Origin of the sequence: Pseudomonas urmiensis, assembly GCF_014268815.2 — a bacterium.
Taxonomy (GTDB): domain Bacteria; phylum Pseudomonadota; class Gammaproteobacteria; order Pseudomonadales; family Pseudomonadaceae; genus Aquipseudomonas; species Aquipseudomonas urmiensis.
Genome location: NZ_JABWRE020000001.1, coordinates 2101494 through 2125712 on the forward strand (window position 1 = coordinate 2101494; position 24219 = coordinate 2125712).

21 protein-coding genes are annotated in these 24219 nt (G+C 62.0%); 15 read left to right on the forward strand and 6 right to left on the reverse strand.

Annotated features, from left to right (window positions below):
* The first annotated feature begins 76 nt into the window (after positions 1–76).
* The 3 genes from HU737_RS09245 to HU737_RS09255 all read left to right on the forward strand — a co-directional run bounded on the left by HU737_RS09245 (position 77) and on the right by HU737_RS09255 (position 2006).
* Complete coding sequence (locus HU737_RS09245; protein ID WP_186554542.1) at positions 77–520, forward strand: carboxypeptidase regulatory-like domain-containing protein; 444 nt, start codon at positions 77–79, stop codon at positions 518–520.
* A 55-nt stretch (positions 521–575) separates the two neighbouring features.
* Complete coding sequence (locus HU737_RS09250; RefSeq protein ID WP_186554612.1) at positions 576–1322, forward strand: phytanoyl-CoA dioxygenase family protein; 747 nt, start codon at positions 576–578, stop codon at positions 1320–1322.
* A gap of 162 nt (positions 1323–1484) precedes the next feature.
* Positions 1485–2006 carry an acyloxyacyl hydrolase gene (locus tag HU737_RS09255; protein ID WP_186554541.1) on the forward strand — a complete coding sequence of 174 codons (522 nt, stop codon included), beginning with the start codon at positions 1485–1487 and terminating at the stop codon, positions 2004–2006.
* A 51-nt stretch (positions 2007–2057) separates the two neighbouring features.
* Here the strand turns inward: HU737_RS09255 and HU737_RS09260 are convergent, their stop codons facing one another.
* The 4 genes from HU737_RS09260 to HU737_RS09275 all read right to left on the reverse strand — a co-directional run bounded on the left by HU737_RS09260 (position 2058) and on the right by HU737_RS09275 (position 6459).
* The gene (locus HU737_RS09260; RefSeq protein WP_186554540.1) at positions 2058–2948 is read right to left on the reverse strand and encodes a universal stress protein; all 891 of its coding nucleotides are present in this window, start codon (positions 2946–2948) and stop codon (positions 2058–2060) included.
* A gap of 81 nt (positions 2949–3029) precedes the next feature.
* Positions 3030–3614 carry a nucleotidyltransferase family protein gene (locus tag HU737_RS09265; RefSeq protein WP_186554539.1) on the reverse strand — a complete coding sequence of 195 codons (585 nt, stop codon included), beginning with the start codon at positions 3612–3614 and terminating at the stop codon, positions 3030–3032.
* A 95-nt stretch (positions 3615–3709) separates the two neighbouring features.
* Positions 3710–5170, reverse strand: coding sequence for a cysteate racemase (cuyB, locus tag HU737_RS09270; protein ID WP_186554538.1), 1461 nt, complete (start codon positions 5168–5170; stop codon positions 3710–3712).
* Between the two features lie 8 nt (positions 5171–5178).
* Positions 5179–6459: a dicarboxylate/amino acid:cation symporter gene (locus tag HU737_RS09275; protein ID WP_186554537.1), complete on the reverse strand. Its 1281-nt coding sequence runs from the start codon at positions 6457–6459 to the stop codon at positions 5179–5181.
* Positions 6460–6729: 270 nt separating this feature from the next.
* Here HU737_RS09275 and HU737_RS09280 point away from each other — a divergent pair, with 270 nt between their 5' ends.
* The 3 genes from HU737_RS09280 (at position 6730) to HU737_RS09290 (ending at position 9325) form a co-directional block, all read left to right on the forward strand.
* Complete coding sequence (locus HU737_RS09280) at positions 6730–7635, forward strand: LysR substrate-binding domain-containing protein (RefSeq protein ID WP_186554536.1); 906 nt, start codon at positions 6730–6732, stop codon at positions 7633–7635.
* Between the two features lie 67 nt (positions 7636–7702).
* Complete coding sequence (gene hisN / locus HU737_RS09285; RefSeq protein WP_186554535.1) at positions 7703–8494, forward strand: histidinol-phosphatase; 792 nt, start codon at positions 7703–7705, stop codon at positions 8492–8494.
* 99 nt (positions 8495–8593) lie between these two features.
* A complete protein-coding gene (locus HU737_RS09290) occupies positions 8594–9325 on the forward strand; it encodes a hypothetical protein (protein ID WP_186554534.1) in 732 nt (243 codons plus the stop codon).
* A gap of 25 nt (positions 9326–9350) precedes the next feature.
* On the opposite strand, the gene HU737_RS09295 is transcribed toward HU737_RS09290, so the two are convergent.
* Positions 9351–10235 (reverse strand): alpha/beta hydrolase, encoded by an 885-nt coding sequence (locus tag HU737_RS09295; RefSeq protein ID WP_186554533.1) that lies wholly within the window; start codon positions 10233–10235, stop codon positions 9351–9353.
* A 101-nt stretch (positions 10236–10336) separates the two neighbouring features.
* Entirely contained in the window at positions 10337–11314 is a 978-nt protein-coding gene (locus HU737_RS09300) for a LysR substrate-binding domain-containing protein (RefSeq protein WP_186554532.1), read from the reverse strand.
* A 352-nt stretch (positions 11315–11666) separates the two neighbouring features.
* On the opposite strand from HU737_RS09300, the gene proV reads away from it, so the two are divergent.
* The 9 genes from proV (at position 11667) to fdhE (ending at position 24211) form a co-directional block, all read left to right on the forward strand.
* Entirely contained in the window at positions 11667–12827 is a 1161-nt protein-coding gene (gene proV / locus HU737_RS09305) for a glycine betaine/L-proline ABC transporter ATP-binding protein ProV (protein ID WP_186554531.1), read from the forward strand.
* Positions 12828–12858: 31 nt separating this feature from the next.
* A complete protein-coding gene (gene proW, locus HU737_RS09310; RefSeq protein WP_186554530.1) occupies positions 12859–13809 on the forward strand; it encodes a glycine betaine/L-proline ABC transporter permease ProW in 951 nt (316 codons plus the stop codon).
* Positions 13810–13867: 58 nt separating this feature from the next.
* Complete coding sequence (gene proX, locus HU737_RS09315) at positions 13868–14896, forward strand: glycine betaine/L-proline ABC transporter substrate-binding protein ProX (RefSeq protein ID WP_186554529.1); 1029 nt, start codon at positions 13868–13870, stop codon at positions 14894–14896.
* Positions 14897–14954: 58 nt separating this feature from the next.
* Positions 14955–16010, forward strand: coding sequence for a GlxA family transcriptional regulator (locus HU737_RS09320; RefSeq protein ID WP_186554528.1), 1056 nt, complete (start codon positions 14955–14957; stop codon positions 16008–16010).
* Between the two features lie 465 nt (positions 16011–16475).
* Positions 16476–17429: a helix-turn-helix transcriptional regulator gene (locus HU737_RS09325; protein WP_186554527.1), complete on the forward strand. Its 954-nt coding sequence runs from the start codon at positions 16476–16478 to the stop codon at positions 17427–17429.
* Positions 17430–18728: 1299 nt separating this feature from the next.
* On the forward strand, positions 18729–21779 hold the full coding sequence (gene fdnG / locus HU737_RS09330; RefSeq protein ID WP_186554526.1) for a formate dehydrogenase-N subunit alpha: 3051 nt from the start codon (positions 18729–18731) through the stop codon (positions 21777–21779).
* 13 nt (positions 21780–21792) lie between these two features.
* On the forward strand, positions 21793–22674 hold the full coding sequence (gene fdxH, locus HU737_RS09335; RefSeq protein WP_186554525.1) for a formate dehydrogenase subunit beta: 882 nt from the start codon (positions 21793–21795) through the stop codon (positions 22672–22674).
* Entirely contained in the window at positions 22674–23306 is a 633-nt protein-coding gene (locus HU737_RS09340) for a formate dehydrogenase subunit gamma (protein WP_186554611.1), read from the forward strand. Before fdxH ends, HU737_RS09340 begins: the two co-directional genes overlap by 1 nt.
* Positions 23303–24211, forward strand: a complete 909-nt coding sequence (gene fdhE / locus HU737_RS09345; RefSeq protein WP_186554524.1) for a formate dehydrogenase accessory protein FdhE — start codon at positions 23303–23305, stop codon at positions 24209–24211. Before HU737_RS09340 ends, fdhE begins: the two co-directional genes overlap by 4 nt.
* The last annotated feature ends 8 nt before the right edge of the window (positions 24212–24219 follow it).

Genomic DNA, 24219 nt, shown 5'->3' on the forward strand with positions numbered 1-24219 from the left:
TCGCGCCATGGCGCAACGCCAGGCGCGGCGCAGCGTCGAACATAGGGTAAGCATCCCGTTGATGGAGGAGTGCACCATGCGCAACCATCATTACAGCCTGTGTGCGGCATTGCTGGTGGGCCTGGCTCTACCCTGGACGCTGGCCGCTGGCGCAGACCTCAACGCGCCAATCGATACGCAGGCTGTGCAACTGCAGCCGCAGGAGCAGAACGGCATCCGCTATCTGCAAGGTGGCATCGGCCAGGACGAGGCCAACGCCTTGCGCCAAACCCAGGGCTACAACCTGCACATCACCCTGTCGACCGGCCCCGAAGGCAAGTTCCAGACTGGGGCGGCGGTCGATATTCAAAGTGGCCAGGGCCAGCCGCTGCTGAACCTGCAGGACGTTGGCCCGATGATCTACGTGCAACTGCCACCGGGGCATTACCGGGTGATCGGCCAGGCTCAAGGGCAGACCGTCCAGCAGCAAGTGAGTATTGACGGCAAGGCGCCGGCGAAGGTCAATCTGAACTGGCGTTGAATGCCCATTCATAACCAGGAGTACAGATGTGCTCCTGGCGCCGGAGGGTAACCCGATGGGTGTGCAGGAGCAGCTGCAAGCGCTGCACGACGACGGTTTTGTGCTCATCCGTGACGTGCTCGATGCGCTGCAGATCGCCTTGATACGCTGCGCGATCGACGACCTGCAGCCACTGCATTGGGACTACCAAGGCCTGCTCGAACACTACAAGTGCGTCTTCAACCGCAGCCCGCTGTGGCTGAGTTTTCTCGACCTACCGGCGCTTATCGGCCTGGCCGAAGCGGCCTTGGGCGACGATTGCCACATCATCGGCCAGACCGCTTGGCGCAGTCATCCTGGCTATCCAGGCCTGCCATTGCATCTGGATCACCTGCCGATGCAATTGCCGCCGTGGCTTTACGCCCAGCACGATTTCAGCCTGCCCATGCAGATCATCACGGCGCAGCTGTATTTGTGCGATATCGACCTGGCCATCGGCCCAACCTGGGTAGTGCCAGGCAGTCATCGCGCGGGGCGAGCGCCAGAGCCGGGCGAGGACAGCTGGCAAGGGCAGGGCGCCCAGGCGCTGCTGTGTCGGGCCGGTACTGTCTTGGTGTTTCGCAGTGACCTCTGGCACCGCGGCGCGGCCAACAGCAGTGCTGGACAGGTGCGCGACATGCTCCAGGTGCACTATGGCCGGCGCATGGTGGCGCAGAAGTTTTCCCCGTACCTGAGCTGGCAGTTCAACCCTCAAGTGCTCGCCGCAGCCACTGCCCGGCAACGGCGGTTACTCGGTGAGCACGCCGAATCGGAATACGATTAGCCTATTAGCCAATAGTGGCAATCCACTTTCAACTTCCTGACCATCTAGTCGATAATCCGAGAAGTATTGCACCTTGTTACTTGGCGGGATGCCCAGGTAGACAAGCGAAAAATGAGGGGCTCAAGCCCCCGATGTCCGTGAAGACCATCAGGAGAGTCATTGATGAAAACCCGTCTCGCCACCACGCTGGCGGCCGCCGTCCTGGCGTTCGCTGGCGCCAATCTGGCCCACGCCGCACAAGTGTCCGGCGCTGTTGGCGCCACCGGCCAAGGTGACATGACCTACCGTATCGGCCTGTCCTGGGATTGGGACAAACAATGGCTGCAAAGCAGCACTGGCCACCTGACCGGCTACTGGGATGCCGCCTACACCTACTGGGAAGGCGGTGAGGCCAGCGGCGCCCATTCGCTGTCGTTCAGCCCGGTATTCGTCTACGAGTTCAGCGGCTTCACCTACACCCCCTACATCGAGGCGGGCATTGGCCTGGCAGCGTTCTCCAAGACTGACGTTGGCGACCAACGCCTGGGCTCTGCGGTCAACTTCGAAGACCGCATCGGCTTTGGCCTGAAGCTGCCGGGCGAGCAGAAGGTTGGCATCCGCGCGATGCATTACTCCAACGCCGGCATCAAGCAGCCTAACGACGGCATCGAGTCGTACTCGCTGTTCTACAGCAAAGGCTTCTGATACCTGGCAGGCAGGGCGGTAATCGCCCTGCCTGAACGTTCGCCAGTGCCTTCAGTGCACTGCCTTGATCGCCAGCACGTTGCACAGTGGATGTTCCAGCACATGCGCGGTGGTACCGCCCAGGAAGGTCTGCATGGCGTCGTGCCGATGGCTGCCCATGACGATCACATCGACCCGGCTATGACTGATGTACTGGGCAATCGCCCTGATCGCCGGCCCCTCGAGGAAATGCCTCCGCTCCAGGGCGACTTCATGATGATCACCCAATCGATTGAACGCGGTCCGTTGCGCGACCCGCACACTGGCGTCGAAGCCAGGCATGGTCACTGTGCCTGCGCCAAAGTCGGCGATATGGGTTTTCGACGCATCGCACACATGCAGCAAATGCAGCTCGGCATTGCATTGCAGGGCCAGCGCACGCGCGCTGTGGATGACCTGCTCGTCCAGGTGTTCACCGGCGCCGTGGCTATTGAGATCGACTGCTGCAGCGATTTGCCGGGGTAGCGGCAGGCGGATTTCGCTGACCAGATGCACGGCGACCGGGCTGTCCTTGAGCAGTTGCCAGTCCAAGGGGGTTACCAGTAGCCGCTTGAGCACCGGCTCGTGTTGCACATCCTTGACCAGCAGATCGCAGCCCAGGCGTTCGACTTGTTCCAGCACACTGCCCAGGGGATCGCGGGTCAGCAGCAGCTCGGTGGAAACATCCAGACCGGTATTACGCAGCTGCTCGGCAACGTCCGCCAGCCACAGACGATTGTGGGTCAACAGACGTTCGCGCTCGCTGCCATCGCTCATCAGGCCAAAGGTGTCGACATCGTCGACGAAAACGTTGACATCCAGCAAGGCACCGCTGGATTCGGCCAGCGCCGCCGCCCGCTGCAAGGCGGGTGAGTAACGCATCTGCGGGCCGAGCATGACGAACATGCGCTTGAACTGGCTCATCGCACACCTCCTCGTGTGGCAGCCCCCCGTTCATGCCGTTGTTGGTTTGCGGGCCAAGTGGCGCGCCAATCCACTTTCAGTCTAGACGCTCTGCGCCGGCGGCACGTCGCTGGGGCGATCGATGTCGATCAATACCCCCGGGTCATCGACCGTCAGCGTGTGCACTGCGTGGCTGTTGGCCTGGACCACGCTACGCGCGCCGCTGTCGCCGGCAAGCTGGCTGAGCTCGGCCCAGAAGTCGCGGCCGAATATGACTGGATGGCCGGTCTTGCCTTGGTAGGCGGGGCGGCAGATTCGATCAGGAGCAGCGCTGGCGAGCAGGGTATCCAGGGTACTGGCGTGGATGAACGGCATGTCGGCGAGAAACACTGCCAGCGCCTGGCCCTTGGAAACGGCGCTGATACGCTGGACGCTGGCGGCGATGCTATGACCTAGACCCAGCCGGCTGCTGGCGCACTGAACGATACGGACCTTGCTCGGCAGGTCGAGCGGCACCGGATCGTCCTCGCGCAGGGCCAGCCAGACTTCCTCGAACACCGCGCAAGGCAGTAACAGGCTCGATTGCAACAAGGTGAGGCCATTGCTCAAGCGCTGTTGACGCTTGTCGGCGCCAAAGCGTTGGCTGCGGCCGGCGGCGAGTACCAGGGCGATTGGCTTGCAAACCATGGGCGGTGTCCTTATCGAGGGCAAGGTTCGCCTGCGCTGGATCGGTGCTGGCGGCAGGTGCATGTTAACAGCCCGCCTGGGGACACGGCTGCCCCTCAGCTCTGCCTGGCAAGGCTGAGGCTAACGCAGCGCTTGGCCAACACCTGCGTGGGATCGACGAAGTGCACCTTGACTCCCTCGACCAGCTGATCGCCCGCGCGCTGGATCAGCGGCAGCTCCGTGCATCCAAGAATCAGTACTCGCGCGCCCTCGCGGACCAACTGGACCGCCGCCGCCCGCAGATCGTCGACACAACGCCCCTGGGTAAATCCCGCCTTGACCCCATGCTCAGCGTAAATCGCGCGCATCAGCTGGGCCTGAGCCGTCTCGTCCGGCGTTTTCAAGGTGAGCCCCAAGCGTTCGGCCACCTGGTGATAGACCCCGCTGTGCACCGTACCCGAAGTCGCCAGCAGGCCGATGGGCAGTTGGTCGCCATACGCCTCGCGGATCGACTTCAGGGTCTCTTCGAGCATATGGACGATGGGAACCGCCAAGTGCTCCTGGATCCGTTCGACATAGGCATGGGCGGTGTTGCACGGAATGGCGATCGCCTGGGCCCCCTCGCGCTCCAGGCGCTTGCAGGTGGCGTACAGGGCCACGGTTGGATCGCTTTGGCCGTGCAGGAGATTGGCAGTGCGATCAGGAATCTGCGGGTTTTGCTCTACCACCAGCTTGATATGTTCCTGATCGCGCCCGGCGGGGGTCTGGCTGACCAGCTTGGCCATGAAGTCCACCGTCGCCGCTGGCCCCACACCGCCGACGATGCCGAGCTTGAACGGCGCAGGGCGTGGCCCGAGCGCAGCGCTGATGGCGAAGTCGGCATATACCTGGTTGGCGTCGAGCAGCGCCACGCCTTGGCGCTGCAGGTCATTGGCCAGCAGCGACAGTTCAGTCATGCCCGGCAGCATCAGTTGAGCGCCTTGGGCCTGTAGTTCACCGCAGATCTGCTGCAGTTGCTCCAGCACCCTCCCATCCAGGTAGCCGCGCTTGATGCCCTGGGGGCCGTAGACGATCTCCATCAACCGCGCCTGACTGCTCGCACTGGGGTAAACCAGCGGGTATTGCCCGGCAAAATGCCGTTCGAAGCTGCCGCAGGCGCGTACATAGTCCGAAGCCAGCACGCCCAGCCGCGCCCCTGGCGCAACGCGGCTGGCCACCTGCCTGGCAACGGCGTCGAACAGGTCGAGAATCGGCGTTTGCAGCTCCGCCTGCAATTCTTCCAGGACACTCTGGCTAGCGAAACACGGCACCAGCACGGCATCGGCGCCGCGCTCGGTGAAGCGCTGGCAAGCCTGGTAGACATACAACTTGCGCGATGTCAGGCGCGCCTGTGCGTCGAGCGGCAGCTCCAGGTCCTTGAAGGGGTGTTGCTCGAACAACAAGTGGTAGCGCCCCTGATCAGCCAGCACTGGCTGGCTTTTGAGCAGCTTGGAGAACAGGTCGGCACCGGCCAGGGCGCCGAGGCCACCGATGATACCGAGCGTGCGCGAAGCTTCATGGGAAGGAGTGGGGTTCATGATCTGGCTCAGGCGTTGTGGGCAGCGAGGGTAGGTTGTTCAGCAGGCGCTTGTGGCTCGCCACGACGCGCCTCCAGGTTGGCGATCACTGCCGTGGCGATACTGTTGCCGACCACATTGGTCGCCGTGCGGGCCATGTCGAGGAACTGATCGATCGCCAGGATCAGCAGCAGCCCGGCTTCGGGCAGGTTGAACATCGGCAAGGTAGCGGCGACCACCACCACCGAAGCGCGAGCAACGCCGGCCATGCCTTTGCTGGTGATCATCAGGGTCAGCAAAATCAGCAACTGCTGGGTGAAGCTCAAATCGATGTTGTAGGCCTGGGCGATGAACAGGATGGCGAACGCCTGGTACATCATCGAGCCGTCCAAGTTGAACGAGTAACCCAGCGGCAAGACGAAACTGGAAACCCGCTTGGGCGCGCCAAATTTTTCCAGCGCATCGATGGTCTTGGGGTAGGCCGACTCACTGCTGGCGGTCGAGAAGGCCAGCAGGACCGGCTCGCGAATCAACTTGCCCAGGGTGAACACCGGACGGCCGAGGAACAGATAGCCCACCGCGAACAGCAGCGCCCACAGCAGCAGGATGCCCAGGTAGAACTGGCCGATCAGCTTGCCGTAGTCGAGCAGCAAGCCGATGCCCTGGGTGGTGACCGCTGCCGCGAGCGCGGCAAACACGCCCAGTGGTGCGCACAGCATCACGTAGTCGGTGATGCGGAACATGACCTTGGCCAATTCATCGACCAGGTTGCCGATCGCGCTGTGCCCCTGGCGTTTGGCATAGGCCAGGGCCAGGCCGAAGAACAACGAGAACACCACGATCTGCAAAATCTCGTTGTTGGCCATCGCTTCGGCGATGCTGCGCGGGAACACATGGCCGATGAACGCCTTGAGGCTGAAGTCGCCGGCGTTGACCGCCGCCTGGCTGCCCACCGCCTGGCTGACGCTCAAGTCCAGGTGGGCGCCGGGCTGGAACCAGTTGACCAGCAACATGCCCAGCGCCAACGAGGCGAACGAGGCGCAGACGAACCAGGTCATCGCCCGCAGGCCGATGCGCCCGACCGAGCCGGAGCTGCCCAGGCTGGCGATGCCGCCGACCAGGGTGGCGAATACCAGCGGGGCGATGATCATCTTGATCATGCGCAGGAAAATGTCGGTCACCAGGCTGAAGTAACCGGCGATGCGTTGGCTGGCTTCGACACTCTCGGCGTAATGGTGACAGCACCAGCCGACCAGGATGCCCAGGACGATCGCCACGGCGATGTAACGGGGAAGTTTTTTAGGGTTCATCGCGACCTCTCTTGTTGTTGGCAGTCACCACGGCTGGGTGACGCGAACAGATTAAGAGGGCAACCAGAGGGAGCTGATGAGATCGCGCCATAGTTTGATGCGAAAAGCGCATAGTTTTCGATTAGAGCCAATACACGCCGATCAGGCCGCTAACATTGAGGTTGTTCGGCTTAGTTCGCATCTTGCGTTCATATACCGCTACCCGCCTGTATCGCGAGACGCTGGCCAGTCGACTTAACATTCCAGAATCTCTCCTTGCTTAGGCGCCCCATGCAAACCAAATGGATCGACGATCTGCTCGCTGTTGCGCAAACCAAGAACTTCTCCCGCGCCGCAGAAATCCGTTGCATCACGCAGTCGGCCCTATCGAGGCGAATTCGCTCGTTGGAAGAGTGGGTCGGCGTCGAATTGGTCGACCGCGGCACCTACCCGGTGCAGCTGACCCAGGCTGGGCAGACGTTCTGCGAGGAGGGCGGCGAAGCGTTGGCCACCTTCATGCAGTTGCGCTCGGTACTGCGCCGGGGCGAGCGCATGCCGGGGCGTTCGATCCAGGTGGTCGCCGGGCACACCTTGTCGATGACCTTCGTGCCACAGTGGTTCGCCGCCTTCCAGCGCCGTAACGGATACTTCAACGCGCGGGTGTTGGCCGACAACGTGCAAGAGGCGGTGATTGCCCTGGCGGAAGGCAACTGCGACCTGATGATCGGCTACAGCCACCCGCAAGTGCCGATCTTCCTCGACCCGGACAAGTTCGTCGGCCTGCGCCTGGGCAGCGACCGCTTCATTCCAGTGTCAGCGCCCGACGAGCATGGCCAGCCGCTGTTCTCCCTGCCCGGCACGAGCGCGCAACCGATTCCTTACCTGGGCTACACCGCGACCTCGTTTCTTGGCCGGGTGGTCGACGTGATCCTGCGCGCGGCGCCCCAGCCCTTGGCGCTGGAGCGCTTTCATGAAGCGGACATGGCCATGCACCTGTCGCGGATGGCCCGCGAGGGCTATGGCATCTGCTGGCTGCCGGAATCGGCCGCGCAGGATGAACTGGCCGCCGGCCGCCTGGTGCACGCGGGCGGCGCACAGTGGTGCGCAGATCTGGAGATTTGGTCGTTCAAGGCAACCGGCAACAGCAACCCGACCATGATCGAGTTGTGGCGCTCGCTGGAGAAGGATGTGCCGTGATCGGACCTGACCGAGCCGCATAGCGTCGGGTATGATGCGCCCCTCATCACTCCAAGAGGCCTGCCCCATGTCCCTGAGCGCTGCACAGATTGGCGAATTCCGCGCCTTTGCCGAACAGTTGGCCGATGCCGCCGCTGCGGCGATCCAGCCGTATTTCCGAGCCAGCCTGGACGTCGAGGACAAAGGCGGACGCCTGTACGACCCCGTGACCGTGGCCGACAAAGCGGCAGAAGACGCCATGCGTGCGTTGATCCAGGCGCGCTATCCCGAGCACGGCATTCTTGGCGAAGAGCAGGGCGTGGCAGTAGGCAGCAGCCCCTTGACCTGGGTCCTGGACCCGATCGACGGCACCCGCGCGTTCATTACCGGCCTGCCGCTGTGGGGCACGCTGATAGCCTTGAACGACGGTGAGCGCCCGCGCGTGGGGGTGATGAACCAGCCGTTTACCGGCGAGCGCTTCGTCGGTACCCCTGAAGGCGCTTGGCTGGGCAACGCTGCACTGAAGACCCGCGCCTGTAGCGACCTGGCCTCGGCGACCTTGATGTGCACCACGCCGGACATGTTCGATACCCCGGCGCGCAAGGCGGCCTTCGAAGCGGTGGCTGGCCAGGCGCGCTTGATGCGCTATGGCGGTGATTGCTACGCCTACTGCATGCTCGCCTCGGGTTTTGTCGATGTGATCGTCGAGGCCAGCCTGCAGCCGTATGACGTGCAGGCACTGATGCCGATCATCGAAGGGGCGGGTGGGGTGATTACCGCCTGGGACGGTAGCTCGGCGCAGAACGGCGGGTGTGTGGTGGCCTGTGGTGATCCGGTGTTGCATGCCCAGGTGCTGGAGATGTTGCGCCACGCGATGTGATGCGTGGCCTTCACTGCACTTTTTCAACTTTCCGCGCTCTATGTCTGGTCAGGCTGAGCCGATCCCCGGCCCCGTCGTTGATCTCAGACCCCGGTGCCAATGGTTGTCCCAGTCTCCCGACATTGCTCGCGCCTGCTGCTGGCAGGCGCCCTGATCGCCCTGTGCGCGTGCACCCAGCAACAGGGGCGCGACATCGTCAGCCAGTTCGGTGACGGCAAGCCCAGCGAGTTGTTCCAGACCAGCGTCGACCGCATGGCCACGCTGTCGATGCGCGACAATCTGCAGAGTTTGTACCTGCTGATGAACAAGCTCTACCTGCGCAATCCCAGCCAGTGGAAACAGTCCGGCTACCTCGATGCCGCTACCGCCGAGCGGCAGATTCGAGTGGCGATCGAGCAGCGCCAGCCCTTGGCGCAGTTGGGCGAACGGCGTGACCTGGCGGCCTTGAGCTATGCCTTGAGCCCCGAGTTCCGGGGCGATCGGGTGGGTGCCTTCATCTACGCCATTGGCAGCATGATCATCACTGCCCACGGCGGGCGCACCGAGTTCTACATGACCGATGCGATTGACCCGCTGTTCGTCAACAACGCCGCCCGCAACATCGAAAAAGCTACCTGGATGCTCAGCCAACGCCAGGATGCCAATGGCGTGTTGCTGCTGTTTTCCAATGAGATTTCCGAGGTGGGCAGTAACCTGAGTTTTGCCGTGGAGTTCGGCAAGATCGTCGCGCGCCTGGATCTGCTGGCACAGATGCTCGACGAGCGCTATCGGCGGATCGGCCTGAATTATGCGCAGAGCTTGTTGCTGATGAATTTCTTGCCGGTTCAGTGAGAGCTCAAAGGCCCTCGAATCGCTATCAAAGCAGTCCACGAATCGCCTGCTGATAGCGCTGCCCAGCCAAACGCATGCTGTTGTTATGGCTCGCCCCCGGCACCAGCAACAAGCTCTTGGGCTCCTGCGCCGCTTCATACAACTGCTCACTAAAGCGCGGCGGGACAAATCGGTCATCTTGCCCATGCACCAACAACACCGGCATGCCGACATCCTTGATCTTGTCGATCGAGTCGAACTTCTGCGACAGCAACCAACGCACCGGCAGCGCGGTGTCAGCCACTGCGGCGGCGACATCGCCCAGGGAGGTGAAGGTCGACTCCAGGATCAAACCACGAGCGGCGGAGGGAGCACCGGCGCTCTGCGCCTGGCGCGCCAGTTCTGCGGCCAGCTCAACGGCCACCGCGCCGCCCAGCGAGTGGCCGAAGATCAGCCGCTTGTCGCGGTCTGGCTGCAGTTGCGCGAAGCGCTCCCAAGCGATGCGCGCATCCTCGTAGACGGTCGCCTCCGACGGCAGATCGCCCCGGCTCTGGCCGAAGCCGCGGTAATCCACGGCTAATACCGAATAGCCCATGGCATGCAGTTGTTCGATACGAAACAGCTGCCCGGTGAGGTTCCAGCGCACTCCGTGCAGGTAGAGGATGGCGGGGGCATCGGCGCGCCGCGCCGGCCACCACCAAGCGTGCAGGCTTTGATTGTCGGCAAAGCTGCGCGGGCGCAATTGGAGTTCCTGGACGCCTGCCGGCAGGCCGTGGAACCAGCTAGCGTTACCGGGTTCGATGCGAAACACCAGTTCGCGCTCTTTGTGTTGCAGCACGGCGCAGCCGGTCGGTAGGCCGACCAACAGCAGGGCCACGCACAGCCAGCTGAGCCAGCGGCGTTTGAGATGATCGAGCAGGGGAGTTGGCATGAGGGGCGTTTTATCAGAAGCCGTAGTGGGTTTGTCGGGGAAATTGCCCAGTGGCGTATTCGGATGATTTCAGGTTGTGTCAGTCAGCGCCTCAGAGGCAACTAACCCGCTTGTTGCTCCCCAGGCTGCTGGTACTGCCCCAACAACCAATCGCGCAAGCGCCGGCAACTGGAGTCATGCTCCTTCTCTTCGTTGAACGCCAGGTAGTGGAAGGTATCCTTGAGCACCAGCTCATGCGGCACCGGCCGCACCAACAGGCCGCGCTCGACCAGGGTTGCAACCAGATGATGCCAGCCCAGCGCCACCCCTTGATGATTCTGCGCAAGCTGCACCAGCAGGTTGTAGTCGTTGGCGTTGAAGTAGTGCGGCGCCTGGCTGGCGCGGCGCTTGAGGTCGATATTGTGAAAGGCCAGCCAAACGTCCCAGTCGACATGCTCGGCCACTTGCGAGCGGCCGTAGGGGCTGAGGTTGAGCAGTGCGGCATCGCGGATGTTGTCCAGCGTGCACAGCTCAGGGTGTTGTTCCAGGTACTGCGGTGAGCAGATCGGGTAGACCACATCATGGTTGAGCGCCAGGCAGCGGTAGCCGTCGTGGATCTTGCCCAGCTTGGTGATGAAGATATCCGGACGCACCCCTGGTTCCATCGACAGGAAGTTCTGGGTGGTGATCAGGTTGATGTCGATGTCTGGATGTTGTTCGAAGAACAGTGGCAGGCGCGGTGCAAGCCAGAGGTTGGCGAACGCCGGCGAGCAGCACAGGGTCACCACGTGCTTGGTGGTGGTGTTGCTGCGAATGCGCTCGGCCGCCTGGGAAATATTGACGAACGATAACTGCACCGCATCGAAGAAGATCGAACCGGCCACGGTCAGCTCAACGGCGCGGCCTACCCGGGTGAACAGCTGCGCGCCAAGGTGCGCTTCCAGCTCGCGAATCTGCCGGCTCACGGCGGCCTGGGTCACGCACAACGCTTCGGCGGCACGGGTGAAGTTCTGATACTTGGCGGCCGCGACGAACACCTTCACGGCGCGTAGCGACGGCATCTTGATCAGGGTCTGATCGGGCTCGGTGTGTTTGACCATGAGGGCAGATCAGATCCTTGCTGTCAGCGGGGCGGGCTGACCACTGTAGCGATTAAGCAGTGAGGTGGTAAACCACGATCACCACCCTGGCCATATTGATAACCCCAGGTAATGGTTTGCGCCCTACAAATGTCGTTGGACCCGCTATTCGCCGAGGCCTAACGTTAACTCAACGGCGCGGCATTGAAGCGATCGATGTCGATAATTTTACAGCAGGAATTTCTGCGTGCCGGGTTGACTCCACGTTCCGATTTGAACGACTGCCAAGCGTCCTCGTACTGACATTCAACGCCTGCACGGCGTGCCAGTGCGAAGTGTGAATTTGGTTATAAAGATAATAAAAGAGGGTCGTATGAAGCAGGCCGATGAAATTCTCTCGGTGAACAACATCTTCAAGGTGTTTGGTCCCAACCCGGACCTGGCCATGCAGATGTTGCGCAAAGGCGCCGACAAGCATGAGATCTTCAGCAAGACCGGCCATGTGGTCGGCGTGTTCGATGCAAGCTTTGCCGTCAAGCGTGGCGAGATCTTCGTCATCATGGGCCTCTCCGGCTCCGGTAAGTCGACCATGGTGCGGCTGTTCAACCGCCTGATCGAGCCTACCTCTGGCAGCATTCACCTCAACGGCCGGGAAATCACCGGGCTATCCGACAAGGAACTGCTCGATGTACGCCGCAAGGAAATGGGCATGGTGTTCCAATCCTTTGCCTTGATGCCCCACATGAGCGTGCTGCAAAACACCGCCTTTGGCCTGGAAATCGCCGGGGTCGCCGAGCAGGAGCGCACTCGCCGTGCTCGCGAAGCGCTCAGCCAGGTCGGCTTGGCCGGGCACGAGCACAGTTACCCGCACCAGCTGTCCGGCGGCATGCAGCAACGCGTTGGCCTGGCCCGGGCACTGGCCAACGATCCGACCATCTTGCTCATGGACGAGGCCTTCTCCGCCCTCGACCCGCTGATCCGCAGTGAAATGCAAGGCGAGCTGATCCGCCTGCAGGCCGAGCAACAACGCACCATCATCTTCATTTCCCACGACATCGAAGAAGCCATCCGCATCGGCCATCGCATCGCGATCATGGAAGGCGGCAAAGTCGTGCAGATCGGCACCCCGCAAGAGCTGATCAACCAGCCCGCCAACGACTACGTGCGCACCTTCTTCAAGGGCTTTGACAGCTCGCGCGTGCTCAAAGCCGGCGATGTCGCCGAGTTCGACCCAGAGCTGGTCTGCCGGGTCAACGGCAAGGCGCCACGCTTCAGGGCCGGGGTGCCGTTCGGCTACCTGGTAGACGAGTGCGGGCAACTGCTGGGTGTGGTCGATACCGCTGCCGACGGCGCCGCGGCCACGGATCGCTACAGCCTGCACGAACGGCAACCGGTATACACCGACACGCCGCTGCACGAGGTGCTGGATATCGCCGCCACGCTGCCGTACCCGGTGCCGGTCCTCGACCGCGAGGGAGCGCTCAAGGGCACCTTGTCGAAGAACCAGCTGCTGCAGACCCTGAGCCGCCACTAAGCGTCAGCGACCCTTGCCGAGGTAAGCCCTAATGTCCGAATTCAGTCTGCTCGACCCGTTCCAGTCGGCCACCATACCGCTGGGTGACTGGGTGCAAGCCACCCTTAACTTCCTGGTGCACAACTTTCGCGATGTGTTCCGCGCCATTCGCTGGCCGATCGACCAAGTGCTCAATGGCATCGAGATGATCTTGCAGAGCATCCCGCCGAGCATCGGCATCCTGCTTTCGTCCCTGCTGGGTTGGCAGCTGGCGGGCAAGCGCATGGCCCTGTTGTGTTTTGTGACCTTGACCCTGCTTGGCCTGATCGGCGTGTGGTCGGCGTCGATGACCACCCTGGCGCTGGTGTTGACCTCGGTGTTCTTCTGCGCCGTGATCGGCATTCCGCTGGGCATCTTCTGTGCGCGCAGCAATCGCCTGGAGCAGGTGGTGCGGCCGGTGCTCGATGCGATGCAGACGCTGCCGGCGTTCGTCTACCTGGTGCCGGTGGTGATGCTGTTTGGCATCGGCAACGTGCCTGGGGTGTTGGTCACCATCGTATTTGCCTTGCCGCCCTTGGTACGCCTGACCAACCTGGGGATTCGCCAGGTGCCGGAAGACAAGATCGAAGCCGCCCGTGCCTTTGGCTGCACGCCCCGGCAGATGCTGACCCGGGTACAACTGCCGCTGGCCACCTCGACCATCATGGCCGGCCTCAACCAGACCCTGATGCTGTCGCTGTCGATGGTGGTGATCGCCTCGATGATTTCGGTCGGCGGTTTGGGGCAGATGGTCTTGCGCGGCATTGGCCGGCTGGACATGGGCCTGGCCACGGTCGGGGGCATGGGCCTGGTGTTGCTGGCGATCTTCCTCGACCGCCTGACCCAGGCCATGGGCGCCCGCAGCAGTGCCGACCCGAGCCTGCGCTGGTACCACACAGGGCCAGTGGGCCTGGTCCTGCGCCTGTTTGGTGCAGGACACGCAGAGCGGCGCAAGACCGCCTGAGACAAACACATTCGAACTGCCGCACGTGAACATAACAAGCAGAAAAAGGTACGCGACGATGTACGAATCGAAGTTCTCCCGCAGCATCCTGCAATGCGCCTGCGCGCTGTCTCTGGTCGCCACCGCCCTGTGCGCCAACGCCTCGGCCGAGCGGCCGGGCGAGGGGGTCAAGGTGACGCCGATCTTCCCCTCGATCGCCGAAGAGCGCTTCCGTGGCGAAGTCGCCATGCAAGGCCTGCGCGAGCTGGGCTACAAGGTCCAGGAGCCGAAAGAAACCGAGTACGGGGTGATGATGGTCGCCCTGGCCAACGGCGATGCCGATTTCACCGTGCACCTGTGGGACAAGCTGCACGACAAGTTCTACCAGCAGGCCGGTGGCGATCAGGTGATGGTCAAGGCCGGCGACATCATGCCCGGCGTGCTCCAGGGTTACCTGATCGACAAGAAAACCGCCCAAGCGCACAACATCAAGTACATCACCGACCTGAACAAGCCCGAAATCGCCAAGCTGTTCGACACTGACGGCGACGGCAAGGCCAACCTGACTGGCTGCAACCCAGGCTGGGGCTGCGAGCTGGTGATCTCCCACCACATCAAAGCCTATGACCTGGACAAAACCGTACATGTCGACCAGGGCTCCTACTTCGCCCTGATGGCCGACACCATCACCCGCTACAAGGAAGGCAAACCGATCCTCTATTTCACCTGGGTGCCGCAGTGGATCTCCACGGTGTTGGTGGAAGACAAGGACGTGGTCTGGCTGGAAGTCCCGAAAACCGATCTGCCCGATGGCAACAACGCGGTCGACACCATGTACCAAGGCAAGAACCTCGGTTTTGCCGTGGACAAGGTTGAAGCGGTGCTCAACAAAGACTTCGCCGAGGAAAATCCGGCGGCTGCCAAGTTCCTCTCGCAGATGCAGCTCACTACCGCTGACGAGAGTGCGCAGAACTTGAAGATGCAGCAGGGCGAGAAGAAACCCGCCGACATCGAGCGTCACGCCAAGGAGTGGGTCGCAGCCCATCGCCAGCAGTTCGACCAATGGCTGTCGGCCGCCCGCGGCGCCGCCAGCCAGGCGAGCAATTAACGGTCGTTTCCATCCGCCCCGGTAATGCCGGGGCACAGGCTGGCGGTGGAGTTGAGCCATGAGTCATTTCGAAAGCGTATTGAAGAACAGCAACCTGGCCCACCTCGATCCGGCTGGCCGCACGGCCTTGGCCCTGCCATGTCGGCGGGTGGCGTTTGTCTTGCGTGAGCACTTTTCCATGATGGCCTTCACAGCGGCCATGGACACCTTGGTCACCGCCAACCTGATGAGCTCCACGCCGCTGTTCCAGATCCTGGTGGTGGGCGAGGGCGCCCAGGTCATGAGCGACCTGGGAATTGCCCTGCCAGTCAATACTGCCCTGGCCGATCTCGAAGGGCAGGGTCTGGATGTACTGCTGGTGTGTGGTGGTTTTCGGGTTCGCTTGGAAAGCAGCTCCCTGCTGCGCGGCAAACTGCGCCAGGCCGATCTGCATGGGGCGCTGTTGGGCGGTTTGTGGAACGGGGCGTACTTTCTGGCCGAGGCTGGCCTGCTCAACGACCACGACTGCGCGTTTCACCCCGATGGTCGGGCGATGCTCAACGAGCTGTTCCCGCAGGTGCGGGTCAGCCGCCAGGCGCATGTGCTGGATCGGCGGCGCATGAGCTGCGCGGGGGCCAGCAGTGCGCTGGACATGATGCTTGGCTTGCTCGAACACAGTGGCGGCGAAGGCTTGCGCCGGGCGGTGGAGCAAATGCTGGCTTGCGACCGTTCGCGGGTGTTGAGTGATATGCCGGCTGCTGCGCCGGATATCGACCCAACGCTTCCGCGTGGCGTGCGATTGGCGCTGGAGTTGATGCATGCCAACATCGAAGACCCTATCGGCATCGATGAGATTGCGCAGCATGCAGGGCTGTCACGGCGCCACCTGGAGCGGTTGTTCCGCCGCCATGTGCAGGCAACGCCGCCCCGGTATTATCTGGAGCTGCGCCTGACCCATGCGCGGCAGCTGTTGCAGCATACGAGCAAGTCGCTGACTGAAGTGGCGGTGGCCAGCGGCTTTGTCAGTTTTCCGCATTTTTACCGGCGCTTCCGTGAGTTGTTCGCCATTGCGCCGAGGCAGTTTCGCGCCCGCAGCCAGGGCTGGGCGGGTCGGCCAGAGGGCGCTGTGCACTGATAGATGGGTATGCTCGGCTGGCCTCTTCGCGGGCAAGCCCGCTCCCACAGGGATCCATGTTGCAGTGGGTTTTTTGCTGTGCCAGCACAGCCCCTTGGGGCCGCGGGCCGCGAAGAGGCCAGGACACCCCGCAAAGTCAGATATACACACAGCGACATCTATCTACAGGCCCGCACTCGTGGGAGCGGGCTTGCCCCGCGAAAAGGCCGGTACTGCTGCAGCGCAATAGCGTTCGATAATCGGACAATCACATGCCCTATGCTGTCCGCTATCCGCCCGCCCTTCGCCTAGGTCGCATTGCCTAACCCCCGCCATATTGCTTAGTGTGTGAGCAAGCCACCGGTTGTCACTTGCCCGCTGTCACCTGCAACCGGCCCTATAGAATGACCGTGAACGACCGCGACCACGGGCCATGTGCCTGTAGGAAGCGGCGACCAGAACAATAACGAGCCGAGTGCCTTGCCTATGGAAAGCCGCCTGTTGAGCGAGCGCAGCAGCGTGTTCCATCATGCTGATCCTTATGCTGTATCCGATTATGTCAATCGACATGTCGGCCAGCACTGCATCGGCCTGTCGCGCTCCACCCATCCCCAGGCCAGTCTGAGCCATCGCAAATTCGCCGAGCTGGACCTGTGCCGGATCAGCTATGGCGGCAGTGTGCGGGTTACCTCACCGGCGCTGGAAACCATCTACCACCTGCAGGTGCTGCTCAACGGCAACTGCCTGTGGCGCGGGCCGCAGCGCGAGCATCACCTGGTGCCGGGCGAGCTGCTGCTGATCAACCCGGATGATCCCGTTGACCTGACGTACTCGCAAGACTGCGAGAAATTCATTCTCAAGGTGCCGACGCGGTTGCTCGATTCGATTTGCGATGAGCAGCGTTGGTATCGGCCCAGTGGTGGGGTACGGTTCTTGCGCAACCATTATCGGTTGGAAGAGCTCGATGGCTTCGTCAATTTGCTGGCGATGGTGTGTCATGAGGCTGAGGTCAGTGACTCGTTACCGCGGGTGCAGGGGCACTACAGCCAGATCGTGGCGAGCAAATTATTGACTTTGATGAGTACCAACATCCGCCGTGAGAGCCTTGGGGCGCCGGGGGCTAGCCTGGAGCGGATCTTGGATTACATCGAGCGTAACCTGAAGCTTGAGTTGCCGGCTGAGGCGTTGGCGGAGCAGGCTTGCATGAGTTTGCGGTCGTTCTATGTGTTGTTTGATCGGCATTTGGGGACTACCCCTAAGCAGTATGTGCGCCAGCGTAAGTTGGAGCGGGTGCATGAGTGTTTGAGTGATTCGAGTTGCTCGGTGCGCAGTGTGACTGAGTTGGCGATGGATTATGGGTTTATGCATTTGGGGCGGTTTTCGGAGAGTTATCGGCAGCGGTTTGGGGAGTTGCCGTCTGAGACGTTGCGGCGGCGGTAGTTTTGGTTTTTGAGCATATCCATTTTTGTGGTCGACGCTGATTCACCTTTCCGCCCTTACGGCGGCTTACTTTTCTCTTGGGAAAAGTAAGCAAAACCGCTCGCTCCTACATACGGCCCTGCGCTGCGCTTCGGGTCCCTTCGCGCCGGCGCCTTCCGGACCCGCGCGGCCTACGATTTGCTGCGCAAATCTACATCTCGCGCCTTCGGCTGCGCCGAAGGGTGCTGGCGCACCTGGCCCTCCAGGCACCTCTGCTCAGCCTCCTGAAGTCGCGAATCTGCGGCGCCTGAACTTGCGCGTACGAAGATCAAGAGCAGTGAATCGCTACGCTCTCGCCAAAGCCAAAGCCAAAGCCAAAGTCAAAGCCAAAGCCAAAGCCAAGGTCTGAATTTTTCTTTTGTGTTGTTTGTTCCGGCCTCTTCGCGGCGGTTCGGCGCCCCGACAAGCCCGCGAAGAGGCCGGAATATCCACCAAACCTGCCACAGATACCGCTCCGCACTTACGGCTGGCGGTACCCGTGGGAGCGGGCTTGCCCCGCGATGACGTCCGACAATCCACCCCATTTGTCACTATCGCCAGATAACGCCAGCCCAGGCGCCGCCACTAACTTCGCGCCTTCAGGAACCCGAAGCGCAGCGTAGGGCCGGATGGTGGAGCGCAGAATTTTTTGGTTACTTTTTTTTCGCCTGAAACAAAGTAACCCGCCGTAAGGGCGGAAGGTGCCAGTGGCATCGCCACATCCAATGGATAAGCTCGCAGCCCAAGAGTCCAAGAGCGTGCAAGACCATTACCCCAAACGTCTAACTAAAGACGATGCTTTTAAATATCTACTGCGAAAGTGAGAATTATTCCGCCACCTACTTTGGTCGTATTGAGTTGCACGCTTAGTTACAGGGTTGAGCGATTTCTTGATCCAGATCAATACAGTCAGCACTTATTTTAGCTAATCAGCCCGTTGATCGATAAAACTTATCAAATGATCGAACGGGTCAATTGGCTCACTTGTTGTAGGGTCATTACAATGGCGGGCGCGTGCTGATTTGACGCATGGGGCGGGTAGAAAATTAGCCGGCCTCTTCGCGGAAAAGCCCGGCCTACTGGGGTTGTAGCGTCAATGAACGCTACGCGACCTTTGTGGGAGCAATCCGGCCCGCGAAAAGTAAACCGCCGATTTCGACAACTAACGCCGCGTCGGCCTAACACTCCGTCCACGGACTTTTTCACACTTCATAACAGAGTGGCCCACGCCACCGCGCCTACTTGCCTGTGATTAACCCGGGCCTGCATGAGGAGAAATTCATGGCACTTGGCAGACGACAGTTCTTCAAACTTTGTACCGCCGGTGCGGCGGCAGCCACCACTGTTTCGCTCGGCTTCGGCCCGGCAGTGGCCAATGCCAGCCAATCTCGCCAGTACAAACTGCTGCGCGCCAAGGAAACCCGCAACAACTGCACCTATTGCTCGGTCGGTTGCGGCATCCTGATGTACAGCCTGGGCGATGGCGCGAAAAACGCCAAGGCGCGGATCTTCCACATCGAAGGCGACCCCGATCATCCCGTAAGCCGCGGCTCGCTATGCCCAAAAGGCGCTGGCCTGGTCGACTACATCCATAGCGAGCAACGCCTGCTGTACCCCGAGTACCGCGCCCCAGGCTCGGACAAATGGCAGCGGATCAGCTGGGACTATGCCATCGACCGCATCGCCCGGCTGATGAAGGATGACCGCGACGCCAACTTCATCGAGAAGAACGCCAAGGGCGTCACGGTCAACCGTTGGCTGTCGACCGGCATGCTCTGCTCTTCGGCAGCCAGCAGCGAAACCGGCTCGCTCGACCAGCGCTTCACCCGTGCCCTGGGCATCCTCGGCACCGATAGCCAGGCGCGGGTGTGTCACGCGCCGACCGTTTCCGCCCTGGCGCCGACCTTCGGCCGTGGCGCGATGACCAACAACTGGGTCGACATCAAGAACGCCAACGTGGTGCTGATCATGGGTGGCAATCCGGCCGAGGCGCACCCGGTGGGCTTCAAGTGGGTGATCGAGGCGAAGATTCGCAACGGCGCCAAGGTCATCGTCGTCGACCCACGGTTCAACCGCAGCGCCTCGGTGGCGGACATCTACTCGCCCGTACGCGCCGGCTCCGACATCACCTTCCTGATGGGCATGGTCAACTACCTGCTGACCCACGACCGCATCCAGCACGAATACGTGCGCGCCTACACCAACGCCTCGTTGATTGTGCGCAGCGACTACAGCTTCGATGATGGCCTGTTCAGCGGCTACGACGCCAAGAGCAAACGCTACGACCGCAGCTCCTGGGCCTATGAATTGGACGAGCACGGCCACGCCCGCCGCGACCTGAGCCTGAGCCACCCGCGCTGCGTGTTCAACCTGCTCAAGCAACACGTCAGCCGCTACACCCCAGAAGTGGTCAGCCAGATCTGCGGCACGCCCATGGACGACTTCCTGGAAATCTGCGAGATCATGGCCAGCACCAGCGCGCCGGACAAGACCGCGACCTTCCTCTATGCCCTTGGCTGGACCCACCACACCACCGGCGCGCAGATGATCCGCGGTTCGGGGATGATCCAGTTGCTGCTGGGCAACATCGGCATGGCCGGCGGCGGCGTCAACGCCCTGCGCGGGCACTCCAACATCCAGGGCTACACCGACCTGGGCCTGCTCTCGCAGCGCCTGCCGGGCTACATGAACCTGCCGTCCGATGAGCAGACCACGCTTGCCACATACCTCAAGCAGACCACGCCCAGTGCCCAGCTGCCCGACCAGGTCAACTACTACCAGCACACGCCCAAGTTCTTCATCAGCCTGATGAAGAGCCTGTACGGCGACAAAGCTACCCGCGACAACGACTGGGGCTTTGACTGGCTGCCCAAGTGGGACGACAGCTATGACGTGCTGAACTTCTCCAACCGCATGTACGAGGGCAAGGTCAACGGCTACATTGCCCAAGGCTTCAACCCGATTGCCGCTTTCCCGGACAAGAACAAGGCTGCCCAGGCGCTGGCCAAGCTCAAGTTCCTGGTGATCATCGATCCGCTGGCCACCGAGACTTCGAGCTTCTGGCAGAACCACGGTGAGTCCAACGATGTCGATCCTGGGCAGATCCAGACCGAAGTGTTCCGCCTGCCATCGAGTTGCTTTGCCGAGGAGAATGGCTCGATCGTCAACTCCGGGCGCTGGCTGCAATGGCACTGGGCAGGCGCCGCGCCACCCGGCGAGGCCTGGCATGATGGCAAGATCCTCGGCCACCTGTTCATGAAGCTGCGCGAGCTGTACCGCACTGAAGGCGGCGCGTGCCCCGAGCAGGTGCTGAACATGGCCTGGGACTACAAGAATCCCTACGACCCTGACCCGGAAGAAGTGGCCAAGGAGTCCAATGGCTACGCCCTGGCCGACCTGCGCGACGACAAGGGCAACCTGATCTTGCGCAAGGGCCAGTTACTGGACAACTTCGGCCAGCTGCGCGACGACGGCAGCACCATGTGCTTCAACTGGGTCTTTGCCGGCTCCTGGACCGAGGCTGGCAACCAGATGGCCCGGCGCGACAATGCCGACAGCGGTTTGGGCTGCACCCCGGGCTGGGCGTGGGCCTGGCCGCAGAACCGGCGGATTCTCTACAACCGTGCCTCGGCCGACCCGCAGGGCAAGCCGTGGGATGCCAAGCGCAAGGTCATCGGTTGGGACGGCAGTCGCTGGAGCGGCATCGACGTGCCCGACTTCCCGGTCAACATCGCCCCGGGCACCCAGACCAACCCGTTCATCATGCTCCCCGAGGGCGTGGGCCGGCTGTTCTCGGTCGGCGCCATGAACGATGGGCCGTTCCCGGAACACTACGAGCCGACCGAAAGCCCGCTGGCGCAAAACCCGCTGCACCCCAATGTCAGCAAGAGCCCCACGGCGCGGCTGTACGACAGTGACCGGGCGCGCATGGGCGACCGTAAAGAATTCCCTTACGTGGCGACCACCTACTCGATCACCGAGCTGTTCCGTCACTGGACCAAGCACTCCAAGCTCAACGCGATCATCCAGCCCGAGCAGTTCATCGAGATCGGTGAACTGCTGGCCAAGGAAAAGGGCATCGTCCAAGGCGACCTGGTGCGGGTCACTACCAAGCGGGGCTATATCAAGGCCAAGGCGGTAGTGACCAAGCGGATCCGCCGCCTGCAAATCGACGGGCAGCCGGTCGACACCATCGGCATCCCGTGCCACTGGGGCTATGAAGGCGCGACCCGCAAGGGCTTCCTGGCCAATACCCTGACCCCTGGCATCGGTGATTCCAACACCAACACCCCGGAATACAAGGCGTTCCTGGTGAACGTGGAAAAGGCCTGACGGAGCGACTGACATGTCCCTGCAATCCCAAGACATCATCCGCCGTTCGGCGACCCACGCGTTCACCCCGGCGCCGCGCGCGCGCGATCACCAGGCCGAAGTGGCCAAGCTGATCGATGTGAGCATCTGCATCGGCTGCAAGGCCTGCCAGGTCGCGTGCAATGAATGGAACGACCTGCGCGATGAAGTCGGCCATAACGTCGGTGTCTACGACAACCCGGCCGACCTCACCGCCGATACCTGGACCTTGATGCGCTTTGATGAGCACGAGAACGAGGCGGGCAAACTCGAGTGGCTGATCCGCAAGGATGGCTGCATGCACTGCGCCGACCCTGGCTGCCTGAAAGCCTGCCCACAACCGGGCGCGATCATCCAGTACGCCAATGGCATCGTCGATTTCCAGTCCGAGCACTGTATTGGCTGCGGTTACTGCGTGGCCGGTTGCCCGTTCGATGTGCCGCGCATCAGCAAGAAGGACAACAAGGCCTACAAATGCACGCTGTGCGTCGACCGGGTGACGGTCGGCCAGGAGCCCGCCTGCGTCAAGACCTGCCCGACCGGTGCGATCAACTTCGGCAGCAAGGCCGACATGCTGGTGCAGGCCGAGGAGCGCGTTACCGAGCTGCACGGCCGCGGCTTTGCCGGCGCGGGTATCTATGACCCGCAAGCGGTGGGCGGCACCCATGTGTTCTATGTGTTGCAACACGCCGACAAGCCGCAGCTGTACCACAAGCTCAACCCAGATCCGCGCATCAGCGGCGCCATCGAAGGCTGGAAAGGCTGGCTCAAGCCAGTGGCTGCGGCAGCGTTCTTCGCCACCCTCGCCGGTACGGTGTTCCACTACATCGGCGTTGGCCCTAACGAAGTCGAAGAAGATGAGAAGGAGAGCGCATGATGAACAAGGACAAACTGATCCTGCGGACCCGCTTCATCGACCGCGCCAGCCACTGGTTCATGGTCATCTGCTTCTTCATGGTGGCGCTGTCGGGGCTGTCGTGGTTCTTCCCGTCGCTGAACTGGCTCAACGGCGTGTTCGGCACGCCACAGCTGGCGCGCATCCTCCACCCGTTCCTGGGGGTGGTAGTGTTCGTGGTGTTGATGTTCCTGTTCGTGCGCTTTGTGAAGTACAACCTGCCCGAGCGCCAGGACGCGATCTGGTTTCGTAACGTCAAGACGGTGCTGGCGGGCGATCACAGCAAGCCCTTGCAGATCGGTAAATACAACGCCGGGCAGAAGATTCTGTTCTGGGGAATCATGGGCCTGATCAGCCTGTTGATGCTCAGTGGCGTGGTGATCTGGCGGCCGTGGTTTGCCGACTATTTCAGCATCCCGTTGATTCGCATCGCGCTGTTCACCCATGCCGTGGCCGGGATCTCGCTGATCTTGCTGATTATTGGCCACGCCTACCTGGCGTTCTGGGTCAAGGGTTCGATCCGCGGCATGGTTACCGGTTACGTGTCGCGTAGCTGGGCCAAATCGCACCACGACCGCTGGTACCAGCAGATTTCCAAGAGTGACAAGAAATGAGCAGCATCAAGTTAACCCCCGTGGAGCAGGCCAGCGGCGGCGTGGGCGAGATCAGCGCCTTGTTGCTGCCGCAGCTGCGCAACCACTACGGCCAGCGTGCGGCGCGTTTGCGCCAGTTGGCCGAGGGCCATGATCAGGCTGCGTACCTGGCATTCGCCGCGCGCATTGCCCAGGCCCAGCAGGCGCTGTTGGACAACCTGCCGGTGCCCGACGAAGAGCTGCAGACCCTGGCAGGGCGGGTAGGCGAGGGCGCGCCACTGGATGTGCGCAGCCTGCCGCGTTCGGCCTATTGGCAGGCGCTGCTCAAGCAGTTGCTGGAGCACCTCACGGCCGATGCCAGCGCGCCCGTGGCGGCCGCATTGCGGAGCATTGCCAGCATGACTGCCGAGCAGCGTGAAACCTGCGCAGAGCATTTGCTGCACGGTCGCTACGACCAGGTTGGCAGTGGCCAGGCGGTGTTCTTCTGGGCGGCGCTGATGCTCTACTTCAGCCAGCTTGCCGCCGCCTTGCCGGCCAGCGCCCAGGCGGCTGTCGGCGAGCAGCGCCAGTATTGCCCGGTGTGCAGCAGTGCGCCGCTGGCCAGCGTGATCCTCACCGGCAAGCGGGCCGGCCTGCGTTACCTGCAGTGTGGATTGTGCGAAAGCCGCTGGCATATGGTGCGGGCCAAGTGCAGCAACTGTGAAAGTACGGGCAAGCTCGACTACTGGTCGCTGGATCGCCAGGACAGCGCGGTGAAGGCCGAGAGCTGTGGCGACTGCGAAAGTTACCTGAAGGTGTTTTATTACCAGCATGATCAGGGGCTGGAGCCGGTCGCCGATGACCTTGCATCCTTGCTCCTGGATGCTGAGCTTGAGCGCGAAGGGTATGCCCGCAGCAGTATCAATCCGTTTTTGTTCCCGGGTTGAAGGGTTGA